Annotated in this window: 17 protein-coding genes and 1 pseudogene; 4 read left to right on the plus strand and 14 right to left on the minus strand. The window is 68.8% G+C overall.

Going from position 1 to position 23916, the window contains the following annotated elements:
- Positions 1-5 precede the first annotated feature (5 nt).
- The 10 genes and pseudogenes from A7D27_RS03640 to A7D27_RS03685 all read right to left on the minus strand — a co-directional run bounded on the left by A7D27_RS03640 (position 6) and on the right by A7D27_RS03685 (position 15008).
- Positions 6-1625, minus strand: coding sequence for a 5-guanidino-2-oxopentanoate decarboxylase (locus A7D27_RS03640; RefSeq protein WP_069560635.1), 1620 nt, complete (start codon positions 1623-1625; stop codon positions 6-8).
- 32 nt (positions 1626-1657) lie between these two features.
- Positions 1658-3745 (minus strand): acetate--CoA ligase family protein, encoded by a 2088-nt coding sequence (locus tag A7D27_RS03645; RefSeq protein WP_069564100.1) that lies wholly within the window; start codon positions 3743-3745, stop codon positions 1658-1660.
- A 10-nt stretch (positions 3746-3755) separates the two neighbouring features.
- A complete protein-coding gene (locus tag A7D27_RS03650; RefSeq protein ID WP_069564101.1) occupies positions 3756-4916 on the minus strand; it encodes an acyl-CoA dehydrogenase family protein in 1161 nt (386 codons plus the stop codon).
- Between the two features lie 17 nt (positions 4917-4933).
- Positions 4934-5722, minus strand: a complete 789-nt coding sequence (locus tag A7D27_RS03655; RefSeq protein WP_069564102.1) for an enoyl-CoA hydratase/isomerase family protein — start codon at positions 5720-5722, stop codon at positions 4934-4936.
- Between the two features lie 253 nt (positions 5723-5975).
- Entirely contained in the window at positions 5976-7403 is a 1428-nt protein-coding gene (locus tag A7D27_RS03660) for an amino acid permease (RefSeq protein WP_069560639.1), read from the minus strand.
- A 711-nt stretch (positions 7404-8114) separates the two neighbouring features.
- Positions 8115-10328: an ATP-binding protein gene (locus A7D27_RS03665; protein ID WP_069564103.1), complete on the minus strand. Its 2214-nt coding sequence runs from the start codon at positions 10326-10328 to the stop codon at positions 8115-8117.
- 170 nt (positions 10329-10498) lie between these two features.
- Positions 10499-11242, minus strand: a pseudogene (locus A7D27_RS03670) (substrate-binding periplasmic protein); the annotation flags it as partial.
- Complete coding sequence (locus tag A7D27_RS03675) at positions 11239-11973, minus strand: response regulator transcription factor (protein WP_107331359.1); 735 nt, start codon at positions 11971-11973, stop codon at positions 11239-11241. The gene A7D27_RS03675 and the pseudogene A7D27_RS03670, both read right to left, overlap by 4 nt.
- Before the next feature lie 173 nt (positions 11974-12146).
- Positions 12147-13544: an APC family permease gene (locus tag A7D27_RS03680; protein WP_069563475.1), complete on the minus strand. Its 1398-nt coding sequence runs from the start codon at positions 13542-13544 to the stop codon at positions 12147-12149.
- Positions 13545-13598: 54 nt separating this feature from the next.
- Positions 13599-15008, minus strand: coding sequence for an aminotransferase (locus tag A7D27_RS03685; protein WP_069563476.1), 1410 nt, complete (start codon positions 15006-15008; stop codon positions 13599-13601).
- Positions 15009-15157: 149 nt separating this feature from the next.
- On the opposite strand from A7D27_RS03685, the gene A7D27_RS03690 reads away from it, so the two are divergent.
- The gene (locus tag A7D27_RS03690) at positions 15158-15964 is read left to right on the plus strand and encodes a helix-turn-helix transcriptional regulator (RefSeq protein WP_069563477.1); all 807 of its coding nucleotides are present in this window, start codon (positions 15158-15160) and stop codon (positions 15962-15964) included.
- 21 nt (positions 15965-15985) lie between these two features.
- Here the strand turns inward: A7D27_RS03690 and A7D27_RS03695 are convergent, their stop codons facing one another.
- Together A7D27_RS03695 and A7D27_RS03700 are read right to left on the minus strand one after the other, a co-directional pair.
- Positions 15986-16621, minus strand: coding sequence for a TetR family transcriptional regulator C-terminal domain-containing protein (locus tag A7D27_RS03695; protein ID WP_069563478.1), 636 nt, complete (start codon positions 16619-16621; stop codon positions 15986-15988).
- A 45-nt stretch (positions 16622-16666) separates the two neighbouring features.
- Positions 16667-17206: a helix-turn-helix domain-containing protein gene (locus A7D27_RS03700; protein ID WP_044401059.1), complete on the minus strand. Its 540-nt coding sequence runs from the start codon at positions 17204-17206 to the stop codon at positions 16667-16669.
- A gap of 136 nt (positions 17207-17342) precedes the next feature.
- On the opposite strand from A7D27_RS03700, the gene A7D27_RS03705 reads away from it, so the two are divergent.
- Together A7D27_RS03705 and A7D27_RS03710 are read left to right on the plus strand one after the other, a co-directional pair.
- Complete coding sequence (locus tag A7D27_RS03705) at positions 17343-18125, plus strand: aldolase (RefSeq protein WP_044401056.1); 783 nt, start codon at positions 17343-17345, stop codon at positions 18123-18125.
- A 46-nt stretch (positions 18126-18171) separates the two neighbouring features.
- A complete protein-coding gene (locus A7D27_RS03710; protein ID WP_069564104.1) occupies positions 18172-19056 on the plus strand; it encodes a dihydrodipicolinate synthase family protein in 885 nt (294 codons plus the stop codon).
- A 37-nt stretch (positions 19057-19093) separates the two neighbouring features.
- On the opposite strand, the gene A7D27_RS03715 is transcribed toward A7D27_RS03710, so the two are convergent.
- Both A7D27_RS03715 and A7D27_RS03720 read right to left on the minus strand, forming a co-directional pair.
- Complete coding sequence (locus A7D27_RS03715) at positions 19094-19885, minus strand: class II aldolase/adducin family protein (RefSeq protein ID WP_069564105.1); 792 nt, start codon at positions 19883-19885, stop codon at positions 19094-19096.
- Positions 19886-19953: 68 nt separating this feature from the next.
- On the minus strand, positions 19954-20916 hold the full coding sequence (locus A7D27_RS03720) for an ABC transporter substrate-binding protein (protein ID WP_371914805.1): 963 nt from the start codon (positions 20914-20916) through the stop codon (positions 19954-19956).
- Between the two features lie 261 nt (positions 20917-21177).
- On the opposite strand from A7D27_RS03720, the gene A7D27_RS03725 reads away from it, so the two are divergent.
- Positions 21178-23127, plus strand: a complete 1950-nt coding sequence (locus tag A7D27_RS03725; protein WP_069563483.1) for an FAD-dependent oxidoreductase — start codon at positions 21178-21180, stop codon at positions 23125-23127.
- Positions 23128-23916 lie beyond the last annotated feature (789 nt).

Here is a 23916-nt window from a genome sequence, read left to right on the forward strand (position 1 = left end):
TTGGGTCAGCGGGCCTGTTGGGCGCAGGCGTGTTTCAGCTCGATCAGGGTCACCCCTGGATGGCGGAAGCCCTCGCGCAGGTCCTGTTCCAGTGCGTCCAGGCTCTGTGGCTGGCGCACCTCGCAGCCGTAGGCGCGGCCGAGCAGGGCGAAATCCGGGTTGCGCGGCAGCACGCCGATGGGCTCGATGTCCAGGTCGAGCATGTCGTCGCGGATCTGCCCCAGCGCATCGTTGTTCCACAGCACCACCACCAGCGGGCTGTCCAGCTCCTCGGTGGCGGTGGCCAGTTCCTGGGCGGTGTAGAGGAAGCCGCCGTCGCCCACCAGCACCAGGCCGGGGCGCTCCGGCGCGCCGAACTTGGCGCCGATGCCGGCCGGTACGCCGTAGCCGAGGGTGCCGTAGCCGGTGGGGTGCAGCCAGCTGCGCGGCGCCCGGCTGGGGAACAGGTAGTTGCCGCTGTAGGCCAGCTGGGTCATGTCGCTGGCGATGAAGGCGGTGTCCGGCAGCGCCTGGGCGATGCGTTCGAGGATCGCCTGGTGGATGCGCTGCAACGGGGCATGGCTGGCCTCCAGTTGCTCACGCAGCCGGCCGATGCGCGCGCGGGCGCTGGCCGCATCCCGGGCGGCAGCCGGCAGCGCGGCGAGCAACGCCTCGGCGGTGGCCCTCGCATCCCCCAGCAGCGCCACGGCGCACGGGTAGAAGTCGTTGAACTTGCGCGAGTCGACGTCGACGCGGATCACCTCGCCGGACAGCGGCAGGCGCTCGCGCCAGTAATCGGTGTCGGCCATCTCGGTGCCGATGGCCAGCACCACATCGGCCTCGGCGATCATGTCCCAACCGGCCTGGGTGCACAGGGTGGCGCCAGCGGCGAGCGGCGCTTCCGGCGCCAGCAGGCCCTTGCCGGCGACGCTGGTGAACAGCGGCGCGGCCAGGCGCTCGCTCATCGCGGCCAGGGCATCGGCGGCCTGCAGCGCACCGCCGCCGGCGATGATCATCGGGCGCCGGGCGGCCTGGAGTTTATCCACAGCCTGCCGCAGCGCGGCGGCGCAGGGCTGGCCACGGCCGGCACGGCGCACCACCTCATGGGTCCAGTCGCGGGCGACCGGGTTGGCCAGCACGTCCAGCGGGACGGAGATGTGCACCGGGCGCGGGCGCTCGCTGTCGAACACGGCGTAGGCGCGGGCGATCAGCTCGGGCAAATCCTCGGCACTCAGGGCGACGGCGGAAAACGCGGTGATCGGCGCGGTCATCGCGCGCTGGTCCTGGGTCTCGTGCAGGCAGCCCCAGCCTTTGCCGAGGCTCGCGGTGTGGTTGACGCTGGAGATCACCAGCAGCGGGATCGAGTCGGCGTAGGCCTGGCCGATGGCGGTGGCGGCGTTGGTCACCCCCGGCCCGGTGATGATGAAGGCCACGCCCGGCTTGCCACTGACCCGCGCATAGCCGTCGGCCATGAAGCCGGCACCCTGCTCGTGGCGGGTCAGCACGTGGCGGATGCCGCTGCCGGGCAGGCCCCGGTACAGCTCCAGGGTGTGTACACCGGGAATGCCGAACACGGTGTCGACCCCGTAGTTGGCCAGCAGGCGGACCAGGGCCTGGCCGCCGGTGAGAGGTGTGGTCTGTTGCATGGGTGGTCTCCCCAAGGGCTGAAGCGTGACGGTCATTCGGCGAGGCGGATCAGTGCATCCACCGCCACGGCGCCTTCGGCGTCCGCCAGCAGCGGGTTCACGTCCAGCTCAAGCAGGCTGTCCACGTGTTCGCAGGCGTAGTCGGCCACCGCGCGGATGGCTTCCACCAGCGCCTCCAGGTCCACCGCCGGGCGCCCGCGAAAGCCAGTGAGCAGCGGCGCACTGCGCAGGCTGAGCAAGGCATCGCGGATCGCCGCATCGGTGGTGGGCAGCAGCAGGCTGCGGCTGTCCTTGAGCAACTCGACGAGGATGCCGCCGGCACCCAGCACCAGCGCCAGGCCGAAGCCGTTCTCGCGCTTGATGCCGACGATCAGCTCGGCCAATGGCGGGTTGGCCATGCGCTCCAGCAGCACCTGTTCGAAGGGCACGCCGGGCGCGTGGCGGGCGATGCTCGCGCGCATGTCGAACAGCGCCGCTTCCAGCGCGGCCTCGTTGCGCAGGTTGAGCGCCACGCCGCCGGCCTCGGTCTTGTGCGGCAGTTGCGCGCTGACCACTTTCAGCGCCAATGGGAAGCCGACATCGGCGGCCGCTTCGCGGGCTTGCGCCGGGGTGCTCAACGCTGCGCGCGGCAGCGGCAGGCCAAAGGCTTTCAGTGCCTGCTTGGATTGCCACTCGTCCAGCAGCCGGCCTTCACCTTCCAGCGCCTGCGGGCAGAGCGGCACCAGGGCAGCTTCGCCACGGGCCAGCAGCGCGTCGCGGCGCTGGCGGTAATGGGCGATGCGCCCCCAGGCGGCGAGGCCGTCTTCCACGCCTTGCAATGCCGCGACGCCGTGGGCATGCAGCCGTTCACGGGCCGGCCTGGGCAGCAGCTCCGGCAACGCAGAGGCGATGAAGCCCACCTTGCCGTGGCGCTCCAGCGCCGCGCAGTAAAGCTCCAGCAGCAGGTCGCACTGCGGGCGCTCGCCGGTTTCCTCGCCGGGGTAATCCAGCACCAGCAGGGCGGCATCGGCGTCGGTCTGCAGGGCGCTGTCGAGCATGCACTCCAGCGCCGGGCCGTCGCCCCAGATGGCAGTGGTGAAGTCCAGCGGGTTGGCGATGTTGGCGTAGTCCGGCAGCACCTGGGCCAGCTCGGCGCGCTGAGCGTCGACCAGCTTGGGCAGGGCCAGGCCGTTGCGCTCGGCGTAGTCGGCGATCAGCCCGGCGTCGCCACCGGAGCAGGCCAGCGCCGCCAGGCGCGGACCGGCCGGCAGGTTGCCGCAGGCGGCCGCCTTGAGGGTTTCGATGAAGCTCACCGGGCCGCTGACGCGGATCACCCCGAGGCGCTCGAACAGCGCGTCGTACAGCGCATCGGAGCCGGCCAGGGAGCTGGTGTGGCTGAGCGCCAGTTCGGCGCCGATCTGCGACACGCCGGTCTTCAGGGCGATCAGCGGGATGCCTTTGTGCAACGCCTTGTAAGCCGCGCGGGCGAAGCCGGGGACGTTCCTGAGCCCTTCCAGGTGCAGGCCGATGGCGGTGACGCGCGGCTCATCCAGCAGCACGTCCATCAGTTCGGCCACGCCCAGCTGCGCCTGGTTGCCCACCGAGGCCATGTAGGCGATGGGCAGCGAGCGGTCGCTCATGGACAGGTTGTAGGCGAAGTTGCCGCTCTGGGTGAGCACCGCCACGCCCTTCTCCACCCGCTGCCCGCCGTGGGCCACCGGCCACAGCGCGGCGCCGTGCAGGTAGTCGAGCAAGCCGTAGCAGTTGGGGCCCAGCAGGGCCATGTCGCCGGCGCTGGCGAGCAGGCGGCGTTGCAGGGCTTCGCCTTCGGCGCCGGTCTCGGCGAAGCCGGAGGCGTAGCAGATGACGCCACCGGCCTCCTTGGCGGCCAGCTCGGCGACGGCCTGCTGGGTCAGCTCGCGATGGGTGGCGACGAACACTGCGTCCGGCCCTTCGGGCAATTCGGCGATGGTGCGCACGCAGGGCACGCCTTCGAGTTCGTCGTATTGCGGGTTGACCAGCCACATCGGTCCGGCGAAGCCGCCTTCGGCGCAGCGCTTGAGCGCGCGCGCCATGCTGCGGCCACCGATGAAGGCTAGGTGACGGGGCGCCAGCAGGCGCTGGAGGTTTTCGCGTTTCATGGCACGGGCCTCAGCGCAGCAGCGGACGCAGCAGTTCGCGGGAAATGATGTGGCGCTGGATCTCCGAGGTGCCTTCCCAGATGCGCTCGATGCGCGCGTTGCGCCAGATGCGCTCCACCGGCCCTTCGTCCATCAGGCCCATGCCGCCAAAGATCTGCACCGTCTCGTCGGCCACCTTGCCCAGCACTTCACTGGCGAACAGCTTGGCCATGCCGGCCTCGCCGTCGCTCATGGTGCCGCGGTCCATCTTCCAGGCGGTGTGCAGGGTCATCAGCTCGGCGGCGCGGATCTGCGTGGCCATGTCAGCGAGCTTGAACGAAATGCCCTGGTAGCTGCCGATGGGCTGGCCGAACTGCTTGCGGTCGGCGGACCACTGCAGCGCCAGGTCCAGCGCGCGCTGGGCCTGGCCGACGCAGTTGGCGGCGACCATCACGCGGCCAGCAGTGAGCCAGGCGTTGGCCACTTCCCAGCCCTTGTCCACTTCGCCGAGGACCTTGGAGGCCGGCACGCGGCAGTCATCAAAGAAGATTTCGTAGGTGTGGTAGCCCTTGTTGCTCACGCACTTCGGCCCCCGGCGCACGGTCATGCCGGCGGTGCCCTTGTCCACCAGGAAGGCGGTCACGGCGTTGCGCTTCTTGCCGTTGCGCTCGAAGGTGTCGGTCACCGCGAAGACGATGGCGAAGTCGGCATGCCCGGCGTGGCTGATGAAGTGCTTGGCGCCGTTGATGATGAAGTCGTCGCCGTCACGCACGGCGCGGGTCTTGATGGCGTTGGCGTCGGAACCGGCGCCCGGCTCGGTGAGGGCGAAGCAGTCGATCTTCTCGCCCTGCACGCAGGGCAGCAGGTAGTCGCCGATCTGCGCGCCGGTGCAAGCCATGAGGATCTTCGACGGGCGCGCAACGAACACATGCAGCGCCCAGGACACCTTGGACAGCTCGCGCTCGACCAGCGCCTGGGACAGGTAGTCCAGGCCACCGCCGCCGACGTCCTCGGGCATGTTGAAGGCGTAGAAACCAGCAGCGATGGCCTTGCCGCGAATCTGCGCGGCCAGCTCCGGGGACACGGCGTCGGCGCGGTCCACGTCTTCCTCGTGGGGCAGCAGCTCTTTCTCGACGAAGGCCTTGACCGCCTCGACGAGCATGTCCTGTTCCTGGGTCAGTTGAAAATCCATGGCATCACCTGCAGCCGTCAACGGCCGTTGAATTGGGGGGAACGTTTCTCGGCCACGGCGCGCAGCGCCTCGGCGGCATCCTCACTGCGGCCACAGAGCAGCCCGGCGGCCTGCTCGGCCTCCAGTTGCTGGGCCAGGGTGCGGCTGGCGCCATCGCGCATCAGGCGCTTGGTCTGGGCGAAGGCGAAGGTCGGCCCGGCGGCCAGGCGCGCGGCGAATTCGCCGACCTGTTCCAGCAGGTGTTCATCGGCAACCACTTCGCCGACCAGGCCGGCATTCAGCGCGCGCTCGGCGTTCCACAGCTCGTCGAGGAACAGCAGGCGCTTGGCCGCTTCGCTGCCTATCAGGCGCGGCAGGTGCCAACTGGCGCCGGCGTCCGGGCAGTAGGCCATGCCGGTGTAGCCGGCCTTGAAGCGCGCGGAGGCGCCAGCGATGCGGAAATCGCAGCACAGCGCCAGGTCCATCCCCGCGCCCACGGCGGTGCCGTTGACGGCGGCGATGGTCGGCTTGTCCAGGCCATGCAGGCGGCGCATCAGGGCGTGGGCGGTTTCGGTCCAGCCGTAGGTCTCCAGCTCGCCCCGGGCTTCGGCCTCGGCCCATTCGGCGAGGTCGGCGCCGGCACAGAAGCTGCGGCCCTCGCCGGTCAGCACGATGACGCGCACCGCCGGGTCGGCCTCATGGGCGTCCAGCAGGGCCAGCAGGTGCTTGAGCGTGGGGATGTCCAGCGCGTTGCGCTGTGCAGGGCGGTTCAGGGTGATCCAGGCGATACCGCCCTGGACCCGGCTGAGCGGGGATGGCTGTGTCATGCGGCCCTCGTTCTTGTCGTTGATTGTGTGGAGGCGAATGCGTGGCCTCATGCTAAACAGTCGTTCAACAAGACCACAATCCACCCCGGCAGCCGCCTGTAACGAAGCGTGCAAAGCCGCCGGAACGCGCCAGCCCTGGCGCCGAAGGGCAAGAGAAGGACGCTGGCCTCCGGCAGCGTTACAACTTCGAACAAAGATCCTTACGCCATGAAAAAGGCCCCGCACTGCGGGGCCTTGGTCGTCACACAGAGGGTCAGCCGATGCTGGGAACGATCTCCTCCCCCACATCACCACCACGCCTGCGGCGGATCAGGAAGTAGGCGCCGTAGCACACAGCGATGAAACCGAAGCCCCAGTACAACGACGGCCGCTGGGTGGGGTCCAGGGCGAGGAAGACGAACAGCGAGCAGCAGATGGCGATGCAGGCCAGCGGCACCAGCGGGAACAACGGCGCCGAGTACTTCAGATCGGCCCGGGTGCCGCCCTTGGCCATGTGTTCGCGACGGAAGCGGTACTGGGCGTAGGCGATGACGATCCAGGTCACGGTGCCGGCCATGCCGCTCACCGCCATCAGCACCATGAACAGGGTGTCGGCGGCGACGATGCTGGTCAGCAGCGACAGCAGGGCGAAGCACAGGGTGATCAGCAGCGCATACAGCGGCACGCCCCGGGCGCTCAGCTTCGACAACTGGCGCGGCGCCATGCCGGTCTTGGACATGGCCCAGAGGATGCGGGTGGAGGCATAAAGCCCGGAGTTGCCCACGGAGAGGATCGCCGTGAGGATCACGAAGTTCATCAGGTCGGCGGCATAGGGAATGCCCACCTTGTCGAACACCTGGACGAACGGGCTCTCCATCAGCCCTGCCTCCCTCCAGGGGACGATGGCGGCCAGCACGCCGATGGCCAGCACGTAGAAGATCAGCACGCGGAAGACCACGTTGCGCACCGCCTGGGGGATGCTCTTCTCCGGCTGGTCGGTCTCGCCGGCGGCGACGCCCATGATCTCGCAGCCCTGGAAGGCGTAGACCACCGTCATCATCACCGCGAACACGGCAGCCAGCCCGTTGGGGAACAGGCCATCGCCCACCAGGTTGGCCAGGCCCGGCGCCGCTGCCTGGCCTTCGAGGGGAATGGCGCCGAACACCGCCAGCAGCCCCACCAGGATGAACACCAGGATGGCCGCCACCTTGATGCCGGAGAACCAGTACTCGGCCTCGCCGAAGGCCCGGGTCGCCAGGGCGTTGAGGGAGAACAGCACCACCACGAACAGCCCTGACCACACCCAGATGGGGACATCCGGGAACCAGCGCGTCATCAGCATCCCGGCGGCGGTGAACTCCAGGCCCACCGTGGAGGCCCAGCTCATCCAGTAGACCCAGCCGATCATGAAGCCGGTGGCCGGGCCGATGAAGCGCGTGGCATGGGCCTGGAACGAGCCGGAGACCGGCATCTGCACCGACAGTTCGCCGAGGCAGACCATCACCAGGTACATCAGCAGGCCGGCGACCAGGTAGGCGAGGATGGCGCCCATCGGGCCACCGGAGCCGATGGTGACGCCCGAGCCCATGAACAGGCCGGTGCCGATCACCCCGCCGAGCGAGAGCATGAAGATGTGCCGGCTCTTGAGCGCGCGGGTGAGCTGGATTTTCTCGCCGCTGCCGGCGTGATGGGTCTCAGACATGGCGCACCTCCGGGGAACGGCGGGTGCGGGTGAGCGGAACTCTACGTTGGGTCATTGTTGTTATCTCCAATCGATCAGAGGCCGTGGCTCGAGCACGGATACCGCCGGATTATTCGAAGGAGATGTAAGGCGCCGTTGATCGCCGGGATCGAAGTTGTAAAAAGCTGTAATGAAGCTGTCTCGCCTAAGGAGGCCTTCCGTATAGCGACGTCTAGTCGAACTGGTTATCGAGCTCTATGGGTAATTTTTGTCTGGCTCTTCCCGCGTCAGGTGTTGCGAGAAGCTTTCCCGCCCAGTTGATTGCCGAGCTTTGCTGGTGTTTTTGGTTTCGCCCCCCCGGGCGAGTCCCTTTTCCAATCGCTGGAGCGCCAGCCCGGTGAAAAGGAACCAAAAAACTCGCCCCCGACATACGGGTCTGGCTATCGCCAGACTTCCCTCGCTTCATCGTCGTTCCCGGGGCACGCCGCGAAGGGCCATCCCTGGCCCATCGCGGCTCTCGCGACATCCATGTCGCTCACCCCCTGTAACGACGATTCCGCTCGGCCTCCTGAAAGGGGGCATTTGGCGGCTGCCCCACCTTTCTTTGCCGACGCACCACCACCTAGTGCGCACGACGTTTCGTGGGTAGAGCGGAGCAAAACCCACCCTAGGGAGACGGCGAAAACTCCCGAAAGTACTGCGCTTGAGTGTTTGCTCTAAACCGCAACAGTTTCAGGCGAGCTGTTGCATCTGCGCCTCGACCGCCGCCCGCTCCCGGTCCAGGCGCTCGCTCCAGCCCTGCAGCGCCTCGCCCGCCAGGGCAGCGGCCTCCAGGGCCGCCAGGCCGTTCCCCAGGCCACGCCAACCCAGTGACCGGCAACTGCCGGCAAGGCGGTGGGCCAGGCCGGCGACTTCGTCCCGGTCGTCGGCGCGGATGGCTTCGTGCAGCAGGGGCATCTGCTCGGCCAGCAGTTGGCGCAGGGCGCCGACCAGCGCGGCGAGGCGGTTCTCCCCCAGCAGTTCGCGGTGGGTGGCCAGCAGCCGGGTGTCGAGTGCGGCTCCGTCGTCCGCCTCGTCCGGCGGCGGGGTGCCGGGCATGGCCAGTGCACGACGCAGGGCGTCCAGGCGCAGGGGCTTGGCCAGCACGCCCTGCATGCCCGCCTCGAAGTAGCGGCGGACGCTGGCCGGTTGGACGCTGGCGGTGAAGGCAAGGATGGTCGTCGCCCGGTTGAGTCCGTCCGCCTGCCGGCGGATCGCCCGGCACAGCTCGATGCCGTCCATGCCCGGCAGGTGCATGTCCAGCAGGATGAGGTCGAACGCCTGCTGGCGGCAGGCATCCAGCGCCGGCTGGGCGTCCTCCACGACCTGCACCGGGTGGCCCTCCCGCTCCAGCAGCCCCTGGGCCACGTCGCGGTTCAGTGCCACGTCCTCCACCAGCAGCACCTGCAGGGCACGACCCACGGGCGCATTGCCCTGCGGTCGGGCGACCGGCGACGTCGCGGGCTGCAGGTCGATGTCGAACCAGAAGCGACTGCCCTCGCCTTCCCGACTGTGCAAGCCGATCTGCCCGCCCATGGCGTCCACCAGCCGCTTGCTGATGGCCAGCCCCAGGCCGCTGCCGCCATAGCGACGGGTGACGTCGTCACTGGCCTGGACGAAGCGCTCGAAGATCCGCGCCTGGGCCGCCTCGGGGATGCCGATGCCGTTGTCGCTGACCACGAAACGCACGCGCTGGGCCGCGCCCTGGGCCGGGGTGGCGGTCACCTCCACCCGTACATCGCCATCGGCGGTGAACTTCACGGCGTTGGCCAGCAGGTTGCTCAGCACCTGGCGGAGGAACTGCTCGGCCCCTCGGCAGCGGCGGTTCACCGTCGGGTCCAGGCGCAGCGAGAGCACGGTGCCGTTGGCCTCGGCGCGGGGCTCCAGCAGCGTCAGCACCTCGTCCAGCAGCTCGCCCAGGTCGAACTCGACGGCCTCCGGCAGGCTCACCCCGTCTTCCAGGCGGGCGAACAGCAGGACTTCGTCGAGCACCGCCAGCAACCCCTCCCCGGCCTTGTGCAGGGCGTGCAGGCGCTTGCGCTCCAGCGTGCCCAGGTCGGCGTCGCGCAGCAGTTCGGCCATGCCGAGGATGCCGTTGAGCGGTGTGCGGATCTCGTGGCTCATGGTCGCCAGGAAGCGCATCTTCGCCTCGTTCGCGGCCTCGGCTTCCTCCTTGGCCCGCTGCAGGCTGGCGGTACGCCGTTCGACCTGGCGCTGCAGCTCGCTGCGCTCGCGCCCCAGGGCCTGGCGCATGGTGTCGAGGGCCTGGGCCACGGTGTCGAGCTCGTCCGGCCGGGGCCGGGCGCGCTTGTCCAGGTGCAGCGGCTGTTGCAGGTCGCCTTCGGCCATGCGCTGGGCAAAGCCGGCCATGCGCTCCAGGTGCCGCGTCACCAGGCTGTGGAACAGCAGGCTCAGGGCCACGGCAAGACCGCAGAGGAACAGGCCCATCCACAGCAGCCCGTCCAGGCCGCTCTGCCAGAGGCGCCGGTGGATAGCCCCAAGATCGGTGGCCAGGGTCAACTCGCCCAGGTGACGGCGCTCACCGTCCGGCGGCTGGTAGTCGAGGGGGAAATGCTCCACACGCACCGGGCCGGGCACCTGGATGTCGCCCTGGACCAGGGTGAAATCCTCGCTGGCGAGGCTCGCCCAGGCGACATCGGGGAAATCCACCAGCCCACGCAACTGCACCTTGAGCTGGGCCTGGTCGAGGTCCCAGAGGCTGCGCTCGAAGCTGGCCAGGTAGCCGCTGCGGATCAGTTCCAGGCGCTGCTCGATGGCCTGCATCTCGCGCTGGTATTCCAGGCCCAGTTGCACCGCACCGGCCAGCAGGGTGACGCACAGGCTGAAGCCGAGGACCCGCTGCAGCAGGCGCCGGGCCAGCGGTCCGGGGGCATGCCAGGCCTTCATGGCGCCTCCAGGGCATCTCTAAAAACTACCTGCGTTGCCATTGCTGCGTTAAAAACAGGCTCAAAGTGCTCATTTACACTGCGTAAACTGCGCTTTTTCGCCTGTTTTTGCCTTGCACTGACGGCCTCGCCTACGTTTTTAGAGGTGCCCTCCAGGGGGCGCCCCTGGGTGCGGTAGTCGCGCTCGCTCTCTTCCAGCCAGCGCTGCAGGCTGCCGTCGGCCTGCAGCGCCAGCAGGATGCGGTCGATGTCGTCGAGCCGCGCCAGGAGCGGCGAACGCCGCGACACGGCCAGCCGCAGGTAGTCCACCGCCAGGGGCTCGGGCGCATCGACGATGGCCTCGCCGCCCGGCATGCCCGCCACGAACAGCCGCCCGGTGCGCCGCTCGTAGGGGATGAAGTCGATGCGCTGGCGGATCAGCTTGCCGAAGTTCTGCCGGCTGTCCGAGACGTATTCGATGCGCCCCTGGCGGGTGACGAAGCGGTCGAACTCGGTACCGTAGCTTTCCCCGAACAGCAGCCCGCCACGGTAGCCGGCGAGGTCGGCCAGGCGCTTCACCGCCAGGGGCTTGTGGCGGTTGTAGAACAGCGCGACCTCCTCCCGCAGCACCGGCGCCTCGGCGAACGCCAGGTAGTGCTGGCGCTCCCCGGTGCGGTAGGCCAGCACCAGGTCGACGCGGCCGCTGGCGGCATCCATCAGGCAGCGCTTCCAGTTGCCGAGGACCACAACCTGCATCTCGTAGCCCAGCTCCTGGAGCACCCGCTTCACCACCTGGGGCGCCAGGCCGCGCACGGCCTGGCCATCGCTCCAGGACACGGGCGGGTACACCGGGTAGTCGCAATAGCGCAGGGTCTCGGCCGCCAGCCCGAGGCTGCACCAGCCCCAGGCCAGGAGTGCCAGCCAGCGCACGCTCAGGCCTCGCTGGGGGTGGCGGTGAACAGGTAGCCGGCGCCGTGGATGGTGATGATCAGCTGCGGGTCGGCGGGGTCATCGCGCAACTTGCGGCGCAGGCGCCCGACCAGCACGTCGATGGAGCGGTCGTTGGGCAGCCATTCGCGGTTGCGGATCTGGTCCATCAACTGGTCACGGCTGAGGGTGTGGCCGCTGTTGCGCAGGAAGGTGCTGAGCAACTGGAACTCGCCCTGGGTGAGCAGCGTTTCATGGCCGGTGGAATCGATGATGCGGCGCCGATCGGTGTCCAGCAGCCAGTCGCCGAACTGCTTGAGCACCTGGCGCACGGGGCCGGGCTCGGCCTGGGCATGGCGGACGCGGCGCACCAGGTTCTTCGCCCGGGACACCAGCTCGCGGGGGTTGAGGGGCTTGATCACGTAGTCGTCGGCGCCGCATTCGAGGCCGACGATGCGGTCGATCTCGTCGTTGCGCCCGGTGATCAGGATGATCCCGATCTCGGAGCGCACCCGCAGCTCGCGGGTCAGGGTCAGGCCGTCCTTGCCGGGCAGGCGGACGTCCAGCAGCACCAGCTCCACGGGCTGGCCGAGGTGGGAGGTCTTGGCCAGCACGGCTTCGGCCTGCTCGGCATCGGCCGCGCAGAACACCTCGTAACCCTCATCGCCCAGGTAGCTCTGCAGCAGCTCACGAATCACCGGATCGTCATCGACGACCAATACGCGGGGAACCATCGCCATCACCTTTCACCTCCGGCGTGCCGGGGCGTTTCTTGTTCTGGTTGTCGGACGGTGACACCGAGGCCGAGGCCAGGGTGGCTGCAGCAGCCTAGCCACTACTGAACGGCCGATCAACAAGCAGGCACGCGGGCCCGGCTGCCACTGGTCAGCCAGGCCCAGGGTCGGTGCCGGCCTCAGCGACTGCCGAGCAAGGGACGGGGCGCCAGTTGGCGCAACGCCTGGCCGCGGATCAGCACTTCGCCGATAAGCAGCGCCAGGCCGACGCCACAGAGAATCTTGGAGGCTTTGCCCCAGTCCATCGGCTCGCCGGGGGTGACCACGAAGAGCACGATGCCGGCCACCACGTGCAAGCCGACCAGGCCCGCCCAGGCGCAGGCGGCGGCATTGCCCAGCGGCAGGCGGAAGGCTCGCGGCGTGGGGTCAGCCAGGCGCAGGCGGATGAAGGCCAGGCACATCAGCACGTACGGCATCATGAAAATCATTGCGAAGATGGACAGCAGGGTCCAGAACAGCTCCTCGGCGCTGTCGGCGACCAGGCCGTACACCAGCATCACCAGGATGCTCACGCCGGAAGCCAGCAGCGCCGGGCCGATGGGCGTGCGGTAGCGCGGGTGGACCAGGCCGAACAGCGCCGGCAACTCCCCGGCCATCGCCGCCGCCACGGCAGCCCGGTTGGTGCCCATGCTCCAGGTGACCATGTTGGTGAACAGGGTGAAGAGCACGAAGCAGGCCACCAGGGTGGCGAATGCGCCGCCGAGGCCTTCATGGCCGTACATCTGGTAGAGCGACACGGAGAAGATCTGCGTGACGTCGGTCTGCTCCGGCGGCAGCGCGGCCAGCACGCCGAGGGTGCCGAACACGTTGAAGGCGGCGATCAGCAGGCCCGAGACCAGCACCGCGCGGGGAATGTCGCGGCGCGGGTTGCGCATCTCCGGGGCGCTGCAGCAGGCCAGTTCGGTGCCCATGATGCCGTAGACCATCACCCCCAGCGCCGCGAACTGCACCCCGGAAGACGGCAGGATCGCCTCCAGGTTGAATGCGTTGGCAAAGCCGTGCTCCAGGCCGTAGCGGATGCCGCCGATGCCCAGTGCGAGCACCGCCACCAGCTTCATCAGCGCCCCCAGGTTCGGCAGCCATTTGCCGATGCGCAGGTTGATGGCGTTGAACACGGCGGTGAGCAACGCCAGGAACACGCCGATGGCGATCTTGCTCCACAGCCCCAACCCGGGCAGGAAGAACTCGCTGAGCATGGCGGCGAAGAGGATGTAGACCGAGGGCATCCACAGGGCGTTGTTGGCCCAGTACATCCACGACAGCCGGGCACCCCAGCGCGACCCGAAGGCCAGGCGCACCCAGTGGTAGACACCGCCACTGCCGGGGAAGGTAGTGCCCAGCTCGGCGGTCATCAGCCCCATGGGGATGAACAGCAGCAGGAGCACGTAGCCCCACCAGAACAGGCTGGTGGAGCCGAGCGACGCGGCGAGGGCGATCTGGTCCATGAACAGCATGGCCGAGACGGTGAACAGCGTGACATCACGAAAGCGCAGGACCTTGTTCTTGTTGTCGTCCATCGGGGGGGCTTTCCTCTGCAGGGGAGTGGGCGGCGCGGGTGCGCCGCAGCGGCGCTACCAGTGACCGGCCTGTTTCAGGTCCTCCTGGGTTTCGATGATGCTTTCGCGCAGCACGCGGACGATGAAGTCGACCTGCTCGCGGGTGAGGATCAGCGGCGGCGACATGACGTTCAGGTGCACCATCGGCCGCACCAGCAGGCCGCGCTTCTGCGCCCGCAGGTGGACCCACTCGCCGATGTTCAGCGCCTCGGGGAACAGGGTCTTGCTGGCCTTGTCGGCCACGAACTCGACGCAGGCCATGAAGCGGATGCCGCGCACGTCCCCCACCATGGGCAGGTCCAGCAAGGTGCGTAGCTGCGCTTCGAAATAGCGGCCGACGTCTTCGACGTGGGCCAGCAGCCCCTCCCGCTCGATGATCTCGATGTTCTTCAGCGCCGCCGCGCAGGCCACCGGGTGCCCGGAGTAGGTGAAGCCGTGGGTGAAGCAGCGGCCCTGATCCGGCGCGGCGATCACCGACCAGATGCGCTCGGAGAACAGGCACGCGCCCAGCGGCTGGTAGCCCGAGGTCAGGCCCTTGGCGGTAGTGATGATGTCCGGCTGGATGCCGAACACCGCCTCGCTGGCGAAGAAGTGCCCGAGGCGACCGAAGGAGGTGACCACCTCGTCGGCGATGTAGAGGATGTCGTAGCGCTGGCACAGCGCCCAGATGCGGGCGTGGTAGCCCTCCGGCGGCACCATCACGCCGCCGGAGCCGAACACCGGCTCGGCGATGAAGGCCGCGACCTTGTCCGCCCCCACTGCGCGCACGGCGTCATCGAACTCGGCCACCAGGCTTTCCAGGTAGTCGGCCTCGCTCATGCCTGCGGGGGCGCGGTAGGGATAGGGCCCGCTGAGGTGGTGGATGCCGTCCTGGATGAAGTCGAAGCCGCTCTCGCGGTCCACCTGCTTGCCGCCGAGGGACATGCCCAGGTAGGTGGAGCCGTGGTAGGCGTGGCGACGGCTGAGGATGTGCTTCTTCTGCGGCAGGCCCCGGCAGTTCTGGTAGTAGTGCACCAGGCGGATGGCGGTATCGACGGCAGTCGAGCCGCCGGTGGTGAGGAAGACGTGGTCGATGTCTCCGGGCGCCAGCTCCGCCAGCTTGGCGCACAGCTCCACCGCCCGGGGGTTGGCCATGTCGCAGAAGGGGTTGGAGTAGGCGAGCTGGCGCGCCTGCTCGGCGATGGCCTCGACCATCTCCTCGCGCCCCAGGCCGATGTTGGTGCACCACATGCCCCCCACCGCATCCAGGTAGCGGTTGCCGGCCAGGTCGTGGATGTAGGCGCCCTCCCCTCCGGCGATCTGCAGGGAATCGAGCACGCGGTGCTCGTCGAACAGGTGGTAGCCGTGCAGGTAGTGGGCACGGTCCAGGGCCGCCAGGCGGGCCTGTTCACGGGTGGGCGGCGGCAACGGGACGGACACGGACATCGGGGGGACTCCTGCTGGTTGATGCCCCGAGCCTAGGCAGCCGCTCCCGCTACGGACATACCCCATTTGAGGGTACGGCCCCACGCTCGGCGTCGCCTTTTCCCTGGGGTATGCTGCCGCGAACTCAGCGAGCCGGGGCGACGACACAGGTGCAGCAGGTGGAACTGGACAGGTTGCAGGACTGGCACCGACTCCTCGCCGGTGCCATCGCCAGCTGCGGCACCGAGGCGTTCCCCGGCCGCCTGCTGGACGCCCTCGCCAGCCTGGTGCCGATCGAGTCGGTGATGGTCAGCCTGGAGCGCATCGGCAGCGCCCCCACCCTGCTCCATGAGCGCGGCATACCGCCCGGCAACCGCGAGCTGCTGCTCGAACGCTACTTCTCCCGTGGCTACCTGCTGGACCCGTTCTGCCTGGCGGTGGACCAGGGCCTGGCCGAGGGCTTCTACACCCTCGGCGAGATCGCCCCGGACGACTTCTTCAGCAGCCAGTACTACAAGACCTACTACCTGGGCGCCGGCTCGGTGGAGGACTGCTACTTCATGCTCGAACTGAGCCCGCGGGAGCGGGTGTCCGTCAGCCTCTACAACGGCCTCAGCGCCCGCCCCTTCGAGCCCGGGCAACTGGCCCTGCTGCGCGCCCTCGCCCCCACCGTGCTGGAACTGGGCCGCCGCCACTGGGCGCAGACCGCGCCCCCGGCCCAGGCGGAGCCGAGCTTCGCCGCGCAGTTGCAGCAGGCGTTCCGGCATTTCGGCGACGGCCGCCTAACGGCCCGCGAACTGGAGGTGTGCCACCTGCTGCTGCGCGGTCACTCGGCCAAGTCCAGCGCCAAGGCCCTGGCGATCTCTCCCGAGACGGTGCGCATGCACCGCAAGAACCTCTACATCAAGCTGGGGATCGGCTCCCAGGCGGAGCTGTTCTCGCTGTTCATCGAATGGCTGAGCCGGACGGGCGACTGAGGGCCCGCACAGCCGGCTCGATCACACCCCCAGGAAACGCCGGTAGGCGCCGGCCTGCAGGCCGTCGACCCAGGCTTCGCAGATCAGCACGCCCTGCTCGGGGGTGAAGGTGGCGGGGTTGAGGCCGGACTCCAGCCACAGCCCGTCCAGCAGTGCGCTGAGGCTGATGGCCGCAAGACCGGCGTCGAAGGCGGGCCAGCCCTCCTCGTCCGCCAGCAGGGCGAGGGCGTCGGCCAGCAGGCTGCGGTAGTTGCCGTAGGACTGGTCATGGACCCGGCAGATGGATTCGATGTGGGTCACCGCGCCCCAGAACACCAGCCAGGCGTCGAGCAACTGGGGGTCGAGCATCTCCGCCGAGAACGAGGCCTGGAAGAAGGCCGAGAGGCGCCGCCGGGCAGCCCCCGGGGCGGATTCCACGGCGCAGCGCAGCAGGCCCATGACCCGCTCGCTGACTGCCAGGTAGGCCTCGGCCACCAGCGCATCCTTGCCCTCGTAGTGGTGGTTGATGAGGCCGACGGAGACACCCGCCTCGGCGCAGATCTTGCGCACGGAGGCGCCCTGGAAACCGTAGCGCTTTAGGCAGACCAGGGTGGCGTCCACCAGCAGGGCCTTGCGCTGCTCCGGCTCCAGCCGGGAAAACCGCACTTCCGTATTCATCACCACGCTCCTGTTCGTTCAACCGCACGGGGCCGGGAAGCGGCCTCACTCCTCGCTGTGCACCACCACCAGCAACTCGGCCTGCTCCTCGCCCAGGGAGCGCAGGCGGTGCGGCTTCTGGGCGTTGAAGTGCAGCGCGTCGCCGGTTTCCAGGGTCAGGCGCTCGGACAGGAAGTCGACCTCCACCCGCCCCCGGTGGACGAAGATGAACTCCTCGCCCAGGTGCTCCTTGAAGGTCGAATGGCTGAAGTCCCGGGGGGGATGGACGATGAACGGCAGCAGCGCGCGGTCGCCGATCTGCCGGGCGAGGGAGGCGTAGGCCGGGCCCTCGTCGTCCCGCGCCAGCGGCTGCCGCTCGTCGTGGCGCACCAGGCTGTAGCCCTCGCTGGCGGCACCCTCCTCGGCGAACAGTTCCTCCACCGGCACGCTGAGCGCCTTCGACAGCTTCAGCGCGGTGGCGATGGACGGCGTGCTCAGGCCCCGCTCCACCTTGGAGAGGTAGCTCTTGGTCATGCCGGTCTTCTCGGCCAGCGTTTCCAGGGTCATCCCCAGTTTTTTTCTCAACAATTTCAATCGCATGGACATGCAGAACGCCCCTTTGGCGTCGGTGCGGGAAACTTTCTCTTGCCAATGACACTTTGTGTCATTTAGCTTTGTTTGTGTCATTCGCTTCGACATGACCGCGAGCCCCACTCGCGTCACCCCGAAAAAGGGCGCTCACATGGCAACCACCATGCACCTCCCCAAAGACCAACTGATCCAGCATGCCGAACGGCAGATGCAGACCAGCCTGCTGGATAATACGTGGACGGCCCGGCAAAAACTGGCCCTGACCTGCCGAATCCTCTTCGAGGGCGGCCATGATTCCGGCCTGGCCGGGCAGATCACCTGCCGTGCCGAGGAGCCCGGCACCTACTACACCCAGCAACTGGGGCTGGGCTTCGACGAGATTTCCGCCAGCAACCTGCTGCGGGTCGACGAGGACCTCAAGGTGCTCCAGGGCCAGGGCATGGCCAACCCGGCCAACCGTTTCCACAGCTGGGTGTACCGCGCCCGCCCGGACGTGAACTGCATCATCCACACCCACCCGCTGCACGCCGCCGCCCTGTCGATGCTGGAAGTGCCGCTGGCGGTCTCGCACATGGACCTCTGCCCGCTGTACGACGACTGCGCCTTCCTCAAGGAGTGGCCGGGGGTGCCGGTGGGTAACGAAGAGGGCGAGATCATCTCCGCCGCCCTGGGCGACAAGCGCGCCATCCTGCTCTCTCACCACGGCCTGCTGGTGACCGGTGCCAGCATCGAGGAAGCCTGCGTGCTGGCGCTGCTGTTCGAGCGTGCCGCGAAGATGCAGCTGCTGGCCATGTCCGCCGGCGAGATCCGCCCCATCCCGCCGGCCCTCGGCCGCGAGGCCCATGACTGGATCTCCACGCCCAAGCGCCATGGCGCGGCCTTCAGCTACTACGCACGGCGCAGCCTGCGTCAGCACGGCGACTGCCTGAGCTGACCGCGCCACCGCACAAGACCTTTCGCCCATTGCCCCAGGTGCACCCATGTCCTCTTCCCTCCTCCACGGCATCATCGGCTACACCATCACCCCCTTCGGCGCGGACGGCGCCCTCGACCTGCCGGCCCTCGGCCACTCCATCGAACGCCTGCTGGACGGCGGCGTGCACGCCATCGCGCCCCTGGGCAGCACCGGCGAAGGCGCCTACCTCAGCGACCCGGAATGGGACGCGGTGGCGGAGTTCAGCCTGAGCACCGTCGCCGGCCGCGTGCCGAGCATCGTCAGCGTGTCCGACCTGACCACGGCGCGCACCGTGCGCCGCGCCCGCCTGGCCGAGCAGTTGGGCGCCAGCGCGGTGATGGTGCTGCCGGTGTCCTACTGGAAGCTCAGCGAGGCGGAGATCCTCGCCCACTACCGCGCGGTGGGCGAGGCCATCGGCATCCCGGTGATGCTCTACAACAACCCGGGCACCAGCGGCACGGACCTGCCGGTGGAGCTGATCCTGCGGATCGTCCGGGAAGTGGAGAACGTCACGATGGTCAAGGAGAGCACCGGCGACATCCAGCGCATGCACCGGCTGCACCTGCTTTCCGACGGCCAGGTGGCCTTCTACAACGGCTGCAACCCGCTGGCGCTGGAGGCCCTGGTGGCCGGGGCGAAAGGCTGGTGCACCGCCGCGCCCAACCTCATCCCCGGGCACAACCTGGCGCTCTACGAGGCGGTGCGCGAGGGGCGCCTGGACGAGGCGCGGGAGTCCTTCTATCGCCAGCTGGCGCTGCTGGACTACATCACCCGCCGGGGCCTGCCCACCACCGTGAAGGCCGGCCTGCGCCTGACCGGGCTGGACGTCGGCGTCCCGCGCCTGCCCCTGCAGGCGCTGGATGACGAAGGGCAGCGCTACCTGAGCGGCCTGCTGGCCGAGCTGCGCTGACCGGCGGCCCCGCCCGTCGCACGGCGGGCGGGGCGGCTCAGTCGCGGTAGTCCGGTGCCACCCGGTCCAGCAGGCGCAGCAGCGCCTGCCAGGCCAGTTCGTTGGCATCCGGGTCGCTCAACTCGCCGTCCGCCAGCGGGCGCGCGGGTTCGTTGAACTGGCGCTGGGTGTGTTCGCAGACCTCGTGGGACGGCAGCAGCAGCTCGCCGCCGGCCTGGGCGGCCAGCTGGATGTCGCAGGCCTTCTCCAGGTAGTACATGCGCAGGAAGGCCTGGGCCACCGTCTCCCCCACCGTCAGCAGGCCGTGGTTGCGCAGGATCATCACCGGCTTGTCGGCGAGGTCGGCCACCAGGCGCTTCTGCTCGTCGAGGTTCAGCGCCACCCCTTCGTAGCCGTGGTAGGCCACGCGGCCGTAGAACTCCATGGAAATCTGGTTCACCGGCAGCAGCCCGGCCGGCTGGGCGGCCACCGCGCACCCGGCGCGGGTGTGGGTGTGCAGCACGCAGCGGGCGTCCTCGCGGGCGGCATGGATGGCGCTGTGGATGACGAAGCCCGCTGGGTTGACCTTGTGGCGGGTCGGCTCCACCGGGCGGCCCTGCAGGTCGATCTTCACCAGGTCGCTGGCGCGGATCTCGTCGAACATCAGCCCGTAGGGGTTGATCAGGAAATGGTGCTCGGGCCCCGGCAGGCGTACCGAGATGTGGGTGAAGATCAGGTCGGTCATGCGAAAGTGCGCCACCAGCCGGTAGCAGGCGGCCAGCTCCTGACGCAGGGTGCGCTCCTCGGGGGAGCAGGACGAAGGGGGCAGCGGGGCGTGCAGCGGCGTCATGGAAGGCTCCGGGGTCGGTGGAAGGTGAAGTGGCCCACCGCCAGGGCGGGCCGGGTAGCGGCACCCTATCAGCGCACCGCCCAGGCGTTGAAGCGCTCCTCCAGCTCCTCACCGTGGTCGACCCAGAACTCCACGTCCATGGGCAGGGCGTCCGCCAGGGCCTGGGGCGTGGCCGGAATCCAGCGCGCCTGCTCGGCATCCAGCGCGGCGGCAGCCTCACGGTTGGTCGGGCCGTAGGGGATGCGGCCGATGTAGTCCAACTGCGGCGCCTTGCGGTTCATGTAGGCGACCAGCCGTTCGGCCTGGGGCAGGTGCCGGGAGCCCTTGATCACCGCCCAGTAGTCCATGCCGTAGAGGCTGCCGGGCAGTACCAGGGCGAAGTTGCGCCCACTCTGGTGCGCGGCGGCCACCCGCCCGGAGTAGGAAGAGGTCATCACCACATCGCCTGCCGCCAGCCACTGGGTGGGCTGGGCGCCGGCCTCCCACCACTGGATCTGCGGCTTGATCTGGTCGAGCTTGGCGAAGGCGCGGTCCACCCCGGCCGGCGTGGCCAGCACCTTGTACACCTCGCCGACCGGCACGCCGTCGGCCAGCAGGGCGAATTCCAGGTTGTACACGGCGCGCTTGCGCAGGCCGCGCTTGCCGGGGAATTTCTCCAGGTCCCAGAAATCCGCCCAGGACGTCGGCGCCGTCTTCAGGCGGTCAGCGTCGTAGCTCAGGGCCACGCCCCACACCATCGCAGCCGAGCCGCAGTCCTGGGCGGCCTGGTCGATCAGCGCCTCGCGGCCGCCCAGGCGCGACCAGTCCAGCGCCTCGAACAGGCCGCTCTCGCAGCCGCGCACCAGGTCGGGCCCCTCGATCTGCACCAGGTCCCAGTCCACGTGGCCGGTCTCGGCCATCACCCGGATGCGCGCCATCTCGCCGTTGTATTCGGTCTGGATCAGCCGGTGGCCATCCTCGGCCGCGAAGGGTTTGAAGAAGGCTTCGTCCTGGGCCTTCTGGCCGTCGCCACCGTAGCCGACCACCACCATGTCGGGCGCCGCCTGGGCCGCCAGGGCGGGCAGCAGCAGGGCCAGGCAGGTGAGCAGGCGGGGCAGGAACGGCGCGCTGCGCCGGTGGAACAGAGATGAGGTGTGGTTTCGCATGAACGTGCTCCCAGTCTTGTTGTTGTTCAGGGATGCCCCGTCGAGGGGGGCTTTCACGCTAGGACGACGCCATTAAAAAAACAAGTTGATTTTTACTGAAAACAAACAAGTAATGAATTTATAAGAAACGACCTCGCCGAGGCCCCCATGACTGCCTTCCCTCATCTGTTCGAGCCCCTGCACCTGCGCGGCAAGCGCCTGAAGAACCGCATCATGTCCAGCGGGCACGACACCAGCATGCCCACCGACAACCGCGTCAACGACACCCTCATCGCCTACCAGCGCGCCCGCGCCGAGGGGGGCGTGGGGCTGATCGTGCTGCAGGTGGCCGGCGTCCACGACAGCGCGCGCTACACCTCCCACGTACTGATGGCCACGGACGACACCTGCATCGAGGGCTACCGCGAACTGGCCGAGGCCTGCCACGCCCACGGCACGCTGGTGCTGTCGCAGCTGTTCCACCCCGGGCGGGAGATCATGGAGACCGCCAACGGCCTGCTGGCGGTGGCCTACGCGCCGTCCGTCACGCCCAACGAGCGCTTCCGGGTCATGCCCCGGGCCCTCGACCCGGCCATGATCGACGAGATCGTCGCCGGCTACGGCGCGGCCACCCGGCGCCTGCGCGAGGCCGGGCTGGATGGCGTGGAAGTAGTGGCCAGCCACGGCTACCTGCCGGCGCAGTTCCTCAACCCCCGGGTCAACCTGCGCGAGGACGGCTACAACGGCGACCTCGACGCCCGCCTGCGCTTCCTCCGCGAGGTGCTGGCGGCAGTGCGTGAAGCCGGTGGCGAAGACTTCATCGTCGGCCTGCGCATCTCCGCCGACGAGCGCGACCCCCAGGGGCTGACCGAGGACGAATCCCTCGCCGCCGTGCTCGCCCTGCAGCCGCAACTGGACTACGTGCACCTGGTGGCCGGCACCTCCGCCTCCTTCGGCGGCGCCGTGCACATCGTGCCGCCGATGGCGGTGGCACCGGCCTACCTGGCCGAAACCGCTGGGCACTTCAAGGCCCGGCTGGGCATCCCGCTGTTCGTCACCGGGCGCATCAACCAGCCCCAGGAAGCGGAGCAGATCATCGCCAGCGGCCAGGCGGACGTGTGCGGCATGACCCGAGCGCTGATCTGCGACCCGCAGATGCCGGAGAAGACCGCCAGCGGCCGGGTGGACGACGTGCGCGCCTGCATCGCCTGCAACCAGGCGTGCATCGGCCACTTCCACAAGGGCTACCCCATCTCCTGCATCCAGCACCCGGAAACCGGGCGCGAGCAGCAGTTCGGGCGCCTCGTCCCCACCGATCGCCCGCAGCGGGTGATGGTGGTCGGCGGCGGCCCGGCCGGCATGAAGGCGGCCGCCGTGGCGGCCCGCCGTGGCCATCAGGTCACCCTCTACGAAGCCGGCGCCCAGCTCGGCGGGCAGGTGCTGCTGGCTCAACTGCTGCCGCGGCGCAGCGAATTCGGCGGCGCGGCCACCAACCTGCAGCGCGAGCTGGAGCTGGCCGGCGTGCAGGTGCAGCGCAACACCCGGGTGGACCTGGCCCTGGTGCAGCGGGAGCGCCCGGACCGGGTCATCCTCGCCACCGGCGCCCGCCCCTACTGGCCGGCGTTCGAACGCGGCGGCGACCTGCAGGTGGTGGATGCCTGGCAGGTGCTGCGCGGCGAGGTGAAGGTCGGTCGCTCGGTGCTGGTGGCCGACTGGCGCTGCGACTGGATCGGCCCCGGCATCGCCGAGCACCTGGTGCGCCAGGGGCATACGGTGCGGCTGGCGGTGAACGGCACCCACTGCGGCGAGAGCCTGCCACTGTACGTGCGCGACCAGATGGCCGGCGAGCTGCATCGCCTGGGCATCCCGGTCACGCCCTACGCGCGGCTGTATGGCTGCGACGACGACACGGTGTACATGCTGCACAGCGCCAGCGGCGAGCCGATGCTGTTCGAGCAGGTGGACACCCTGGTGCTGTGCCAGGGCCATGCGCCGTTCGATGAGCTGGGCAGTGCCCTGGAAGGCCGGGTGCCGTTCCAGCGCATTGGCGATTGCCTGGCGGCCCGCACGGCGGAGGAGGCGATCTTCGAGGGGCTGCAGGCAGCCTGGACGCTCTGAAGCCGGGGCGCGCGGCGAGGGCCGAACCTGCCCCGCTCACCATCGCCAGCCGCCGGGTCAGTGCATTCGCTCTGACGCGGATAGCGTGCTTTCAGGGGGGCGTGAAGACGTAACGAATTGCACTGCGCAACGCTTCAAGGTGTCTCTTTCGGGGGAACGCGCGGGAGATGGCCCACGGTCCTCGGGGCTTGACGGTAACGCGCCCAGGCTTTCGAAGTGCGACTTTTGATCTGGGCCTGGTGTGCACAGGTGGGGCACCAATGCCCAGCCTGGATGGAGTTCATCCCGACCCACCAAGTGTGACCGCGGTGACACAACCACTGCAGCTTGGTCGCGTTGTTTACGTAGTGCTCCGACAAGCACTCCCCACCTCGCTCCCTCGCCACCTGCCGTGCCTTGTCAATGCCCAGACGGCGCCGCTCGTGCGCACACTTCTGACACCACGCACCGCGCAGGACCGACCCACCGTATGCCTGCCATTCGTGTCCCTGCTGGCAGCGAAACTCATAGCGACCAGCCACTCCGTGGTATTCCGCCGACAGGCACTCGCCCCCTTTGCGGCGAGCCGCCGCGTGTAACCGCGACAACCCATCCGCCGACAGGCGCTTGCCACTCCCCCAGGACGCCCACTCGCAACGCAGGCACCACGAGCCGCGAAAAACACGCTTACCGACCGCCTCCCACTCGTGGCCAGCCTCGCAGCGGAAGCGGTACGTTGCCGCCCCCCCCCACATAGACATCGGACAAACAGAGCCCACCACGCTTCTCAGCCAAAGCCCGCAAGCGCTC

The organism is Pseudomonas sp. 1D4 (assembly GCF_001728925.1).
GTDB lineage: Bacteria > Pseudomonadota > Gammaproteobacteria > Pseudomonadales > Pseudomonadaceae > Metapseudomonas > Metapseudomonas otitidis.

Excerpts from the sequence above, each read along its gene's own strand:
- A7D27_RS03650 (WP_069564101.1), bottom strand. The coding sequence starts at position 4,916 with ATGGATTTTCAACTGACCCAGGAACAGGACATGCTCGTCGAGGCGGTC.
- A7D27_RS03725 (WP_069563483.1), top strand. The coding sequence starts at position 21,178 with ATGACTGCCTTCCCTCATCTGTTCGAGCCCCTGCACCTGCGCGGCAAG.
- A7D27_RS03655 (WP_069564102.1), bottom strand. The coding sequence starts at position 5,722 with ATGACACAGCCATCCCCGCTCAGCCGGGTCCAGGGCGGTATCGCCTGG.
- A7D27_RS03700 (WP_044401059.1), bottom strand. The coding sequence starts at position 17,206 with ATGTCCATGCGATTGAAATTGTTGAGAAAAAAACTGGGGATGACCCTG.
- A7D27_RS03675 (WP_107331359.1), bottom strand. The coding sequence starts at position 11,973 with ATGGCGATGGTTCCCCGCGTATTGGTCGTCGATGACGATCCGGTGATT.
- A7D27_RS03680 (WP_069563475.1), bottom strand. The coding sequence starts at position 13,544 with ATGGACGACAACAAGAACAAGGTCCTGCGCTTTCGTGATGTCACGCTG.
- A7D27_RS03660 (WP_069560639.1), bottom strand. The coding sequence starts at position 7,403 with ATGTCTGAGACCCATCACGCCGGCAGCGGCGAGAAAATCCAGCTCACC.
- A7D27_RS03665 (WP_069564103.1), bottom strand. The coding sequence starts at position 10,328 with ATGAAGGCCTGGCATGCCCCCGGACCGCTGGCCCGGCGCCTGCTGCAG.
- A7D27_RS03720 (WP_371914805.1), bottom strand. The coding sequence starts at position 20,916 with ATGGTGGTGGTCGGCTACGGTGGCGACGGCCAGAAGGCCCAGGACGAA.
- A7D27_RS03695 (WP_069563478.1), bottom strand. The coding sequence starts at position 16,621 with ATGAATACGGAAGTGCGGTTTTCCCGGCTGGAGCCGGAGCAGCGCAAG.
- A7D27_RS03705 (WP_044401056.1), top strand. The coding sequence starts at position 17,343 with ATGGCAACCACCATGCACCTCCCCAAAGACCAACTGATCCAGCATGCC.
- A7D27_RS03685 (WP_069563476.1), bottom strand. The coding sequence starts at position 15,008 with ATGTCCGTGTCCGTCCCGTTGCCGCCGCCCACCCGTGAACAGGCCCGC.
- A7D27_RS03715 (WP_069564105.1), bottom strand. The coding sequence starts at position 19,885 with ATGACGCCGCTGCACGCCCCGCTGCCCCCTTCGTCCTGCTCCCCCGAG.
- A7D27_RS03645 (WP_069564100.1), bottom strand. The coding sequence starts at position 3,745 with ATGAAACGCGAAAACCTCCAGCGCCTGCTGGCGCCCCGTCACCTAGCC.
- A7D27_RS03710 (WP_069564104.1), top strand. The coding sequence starts at position 18,172 with ATGTCCTCTTCCCTCCTCCACGGCATCATCGGCTACACCATCACCCCC.
- A7D27_RS03640 (WP_069560635.1), bottom strand. The coding sequence starts at position 1,625 with ATGCAACAGACCACACCTCTCACCGGCGGCCAGGCCCTGGTCCGCCTG.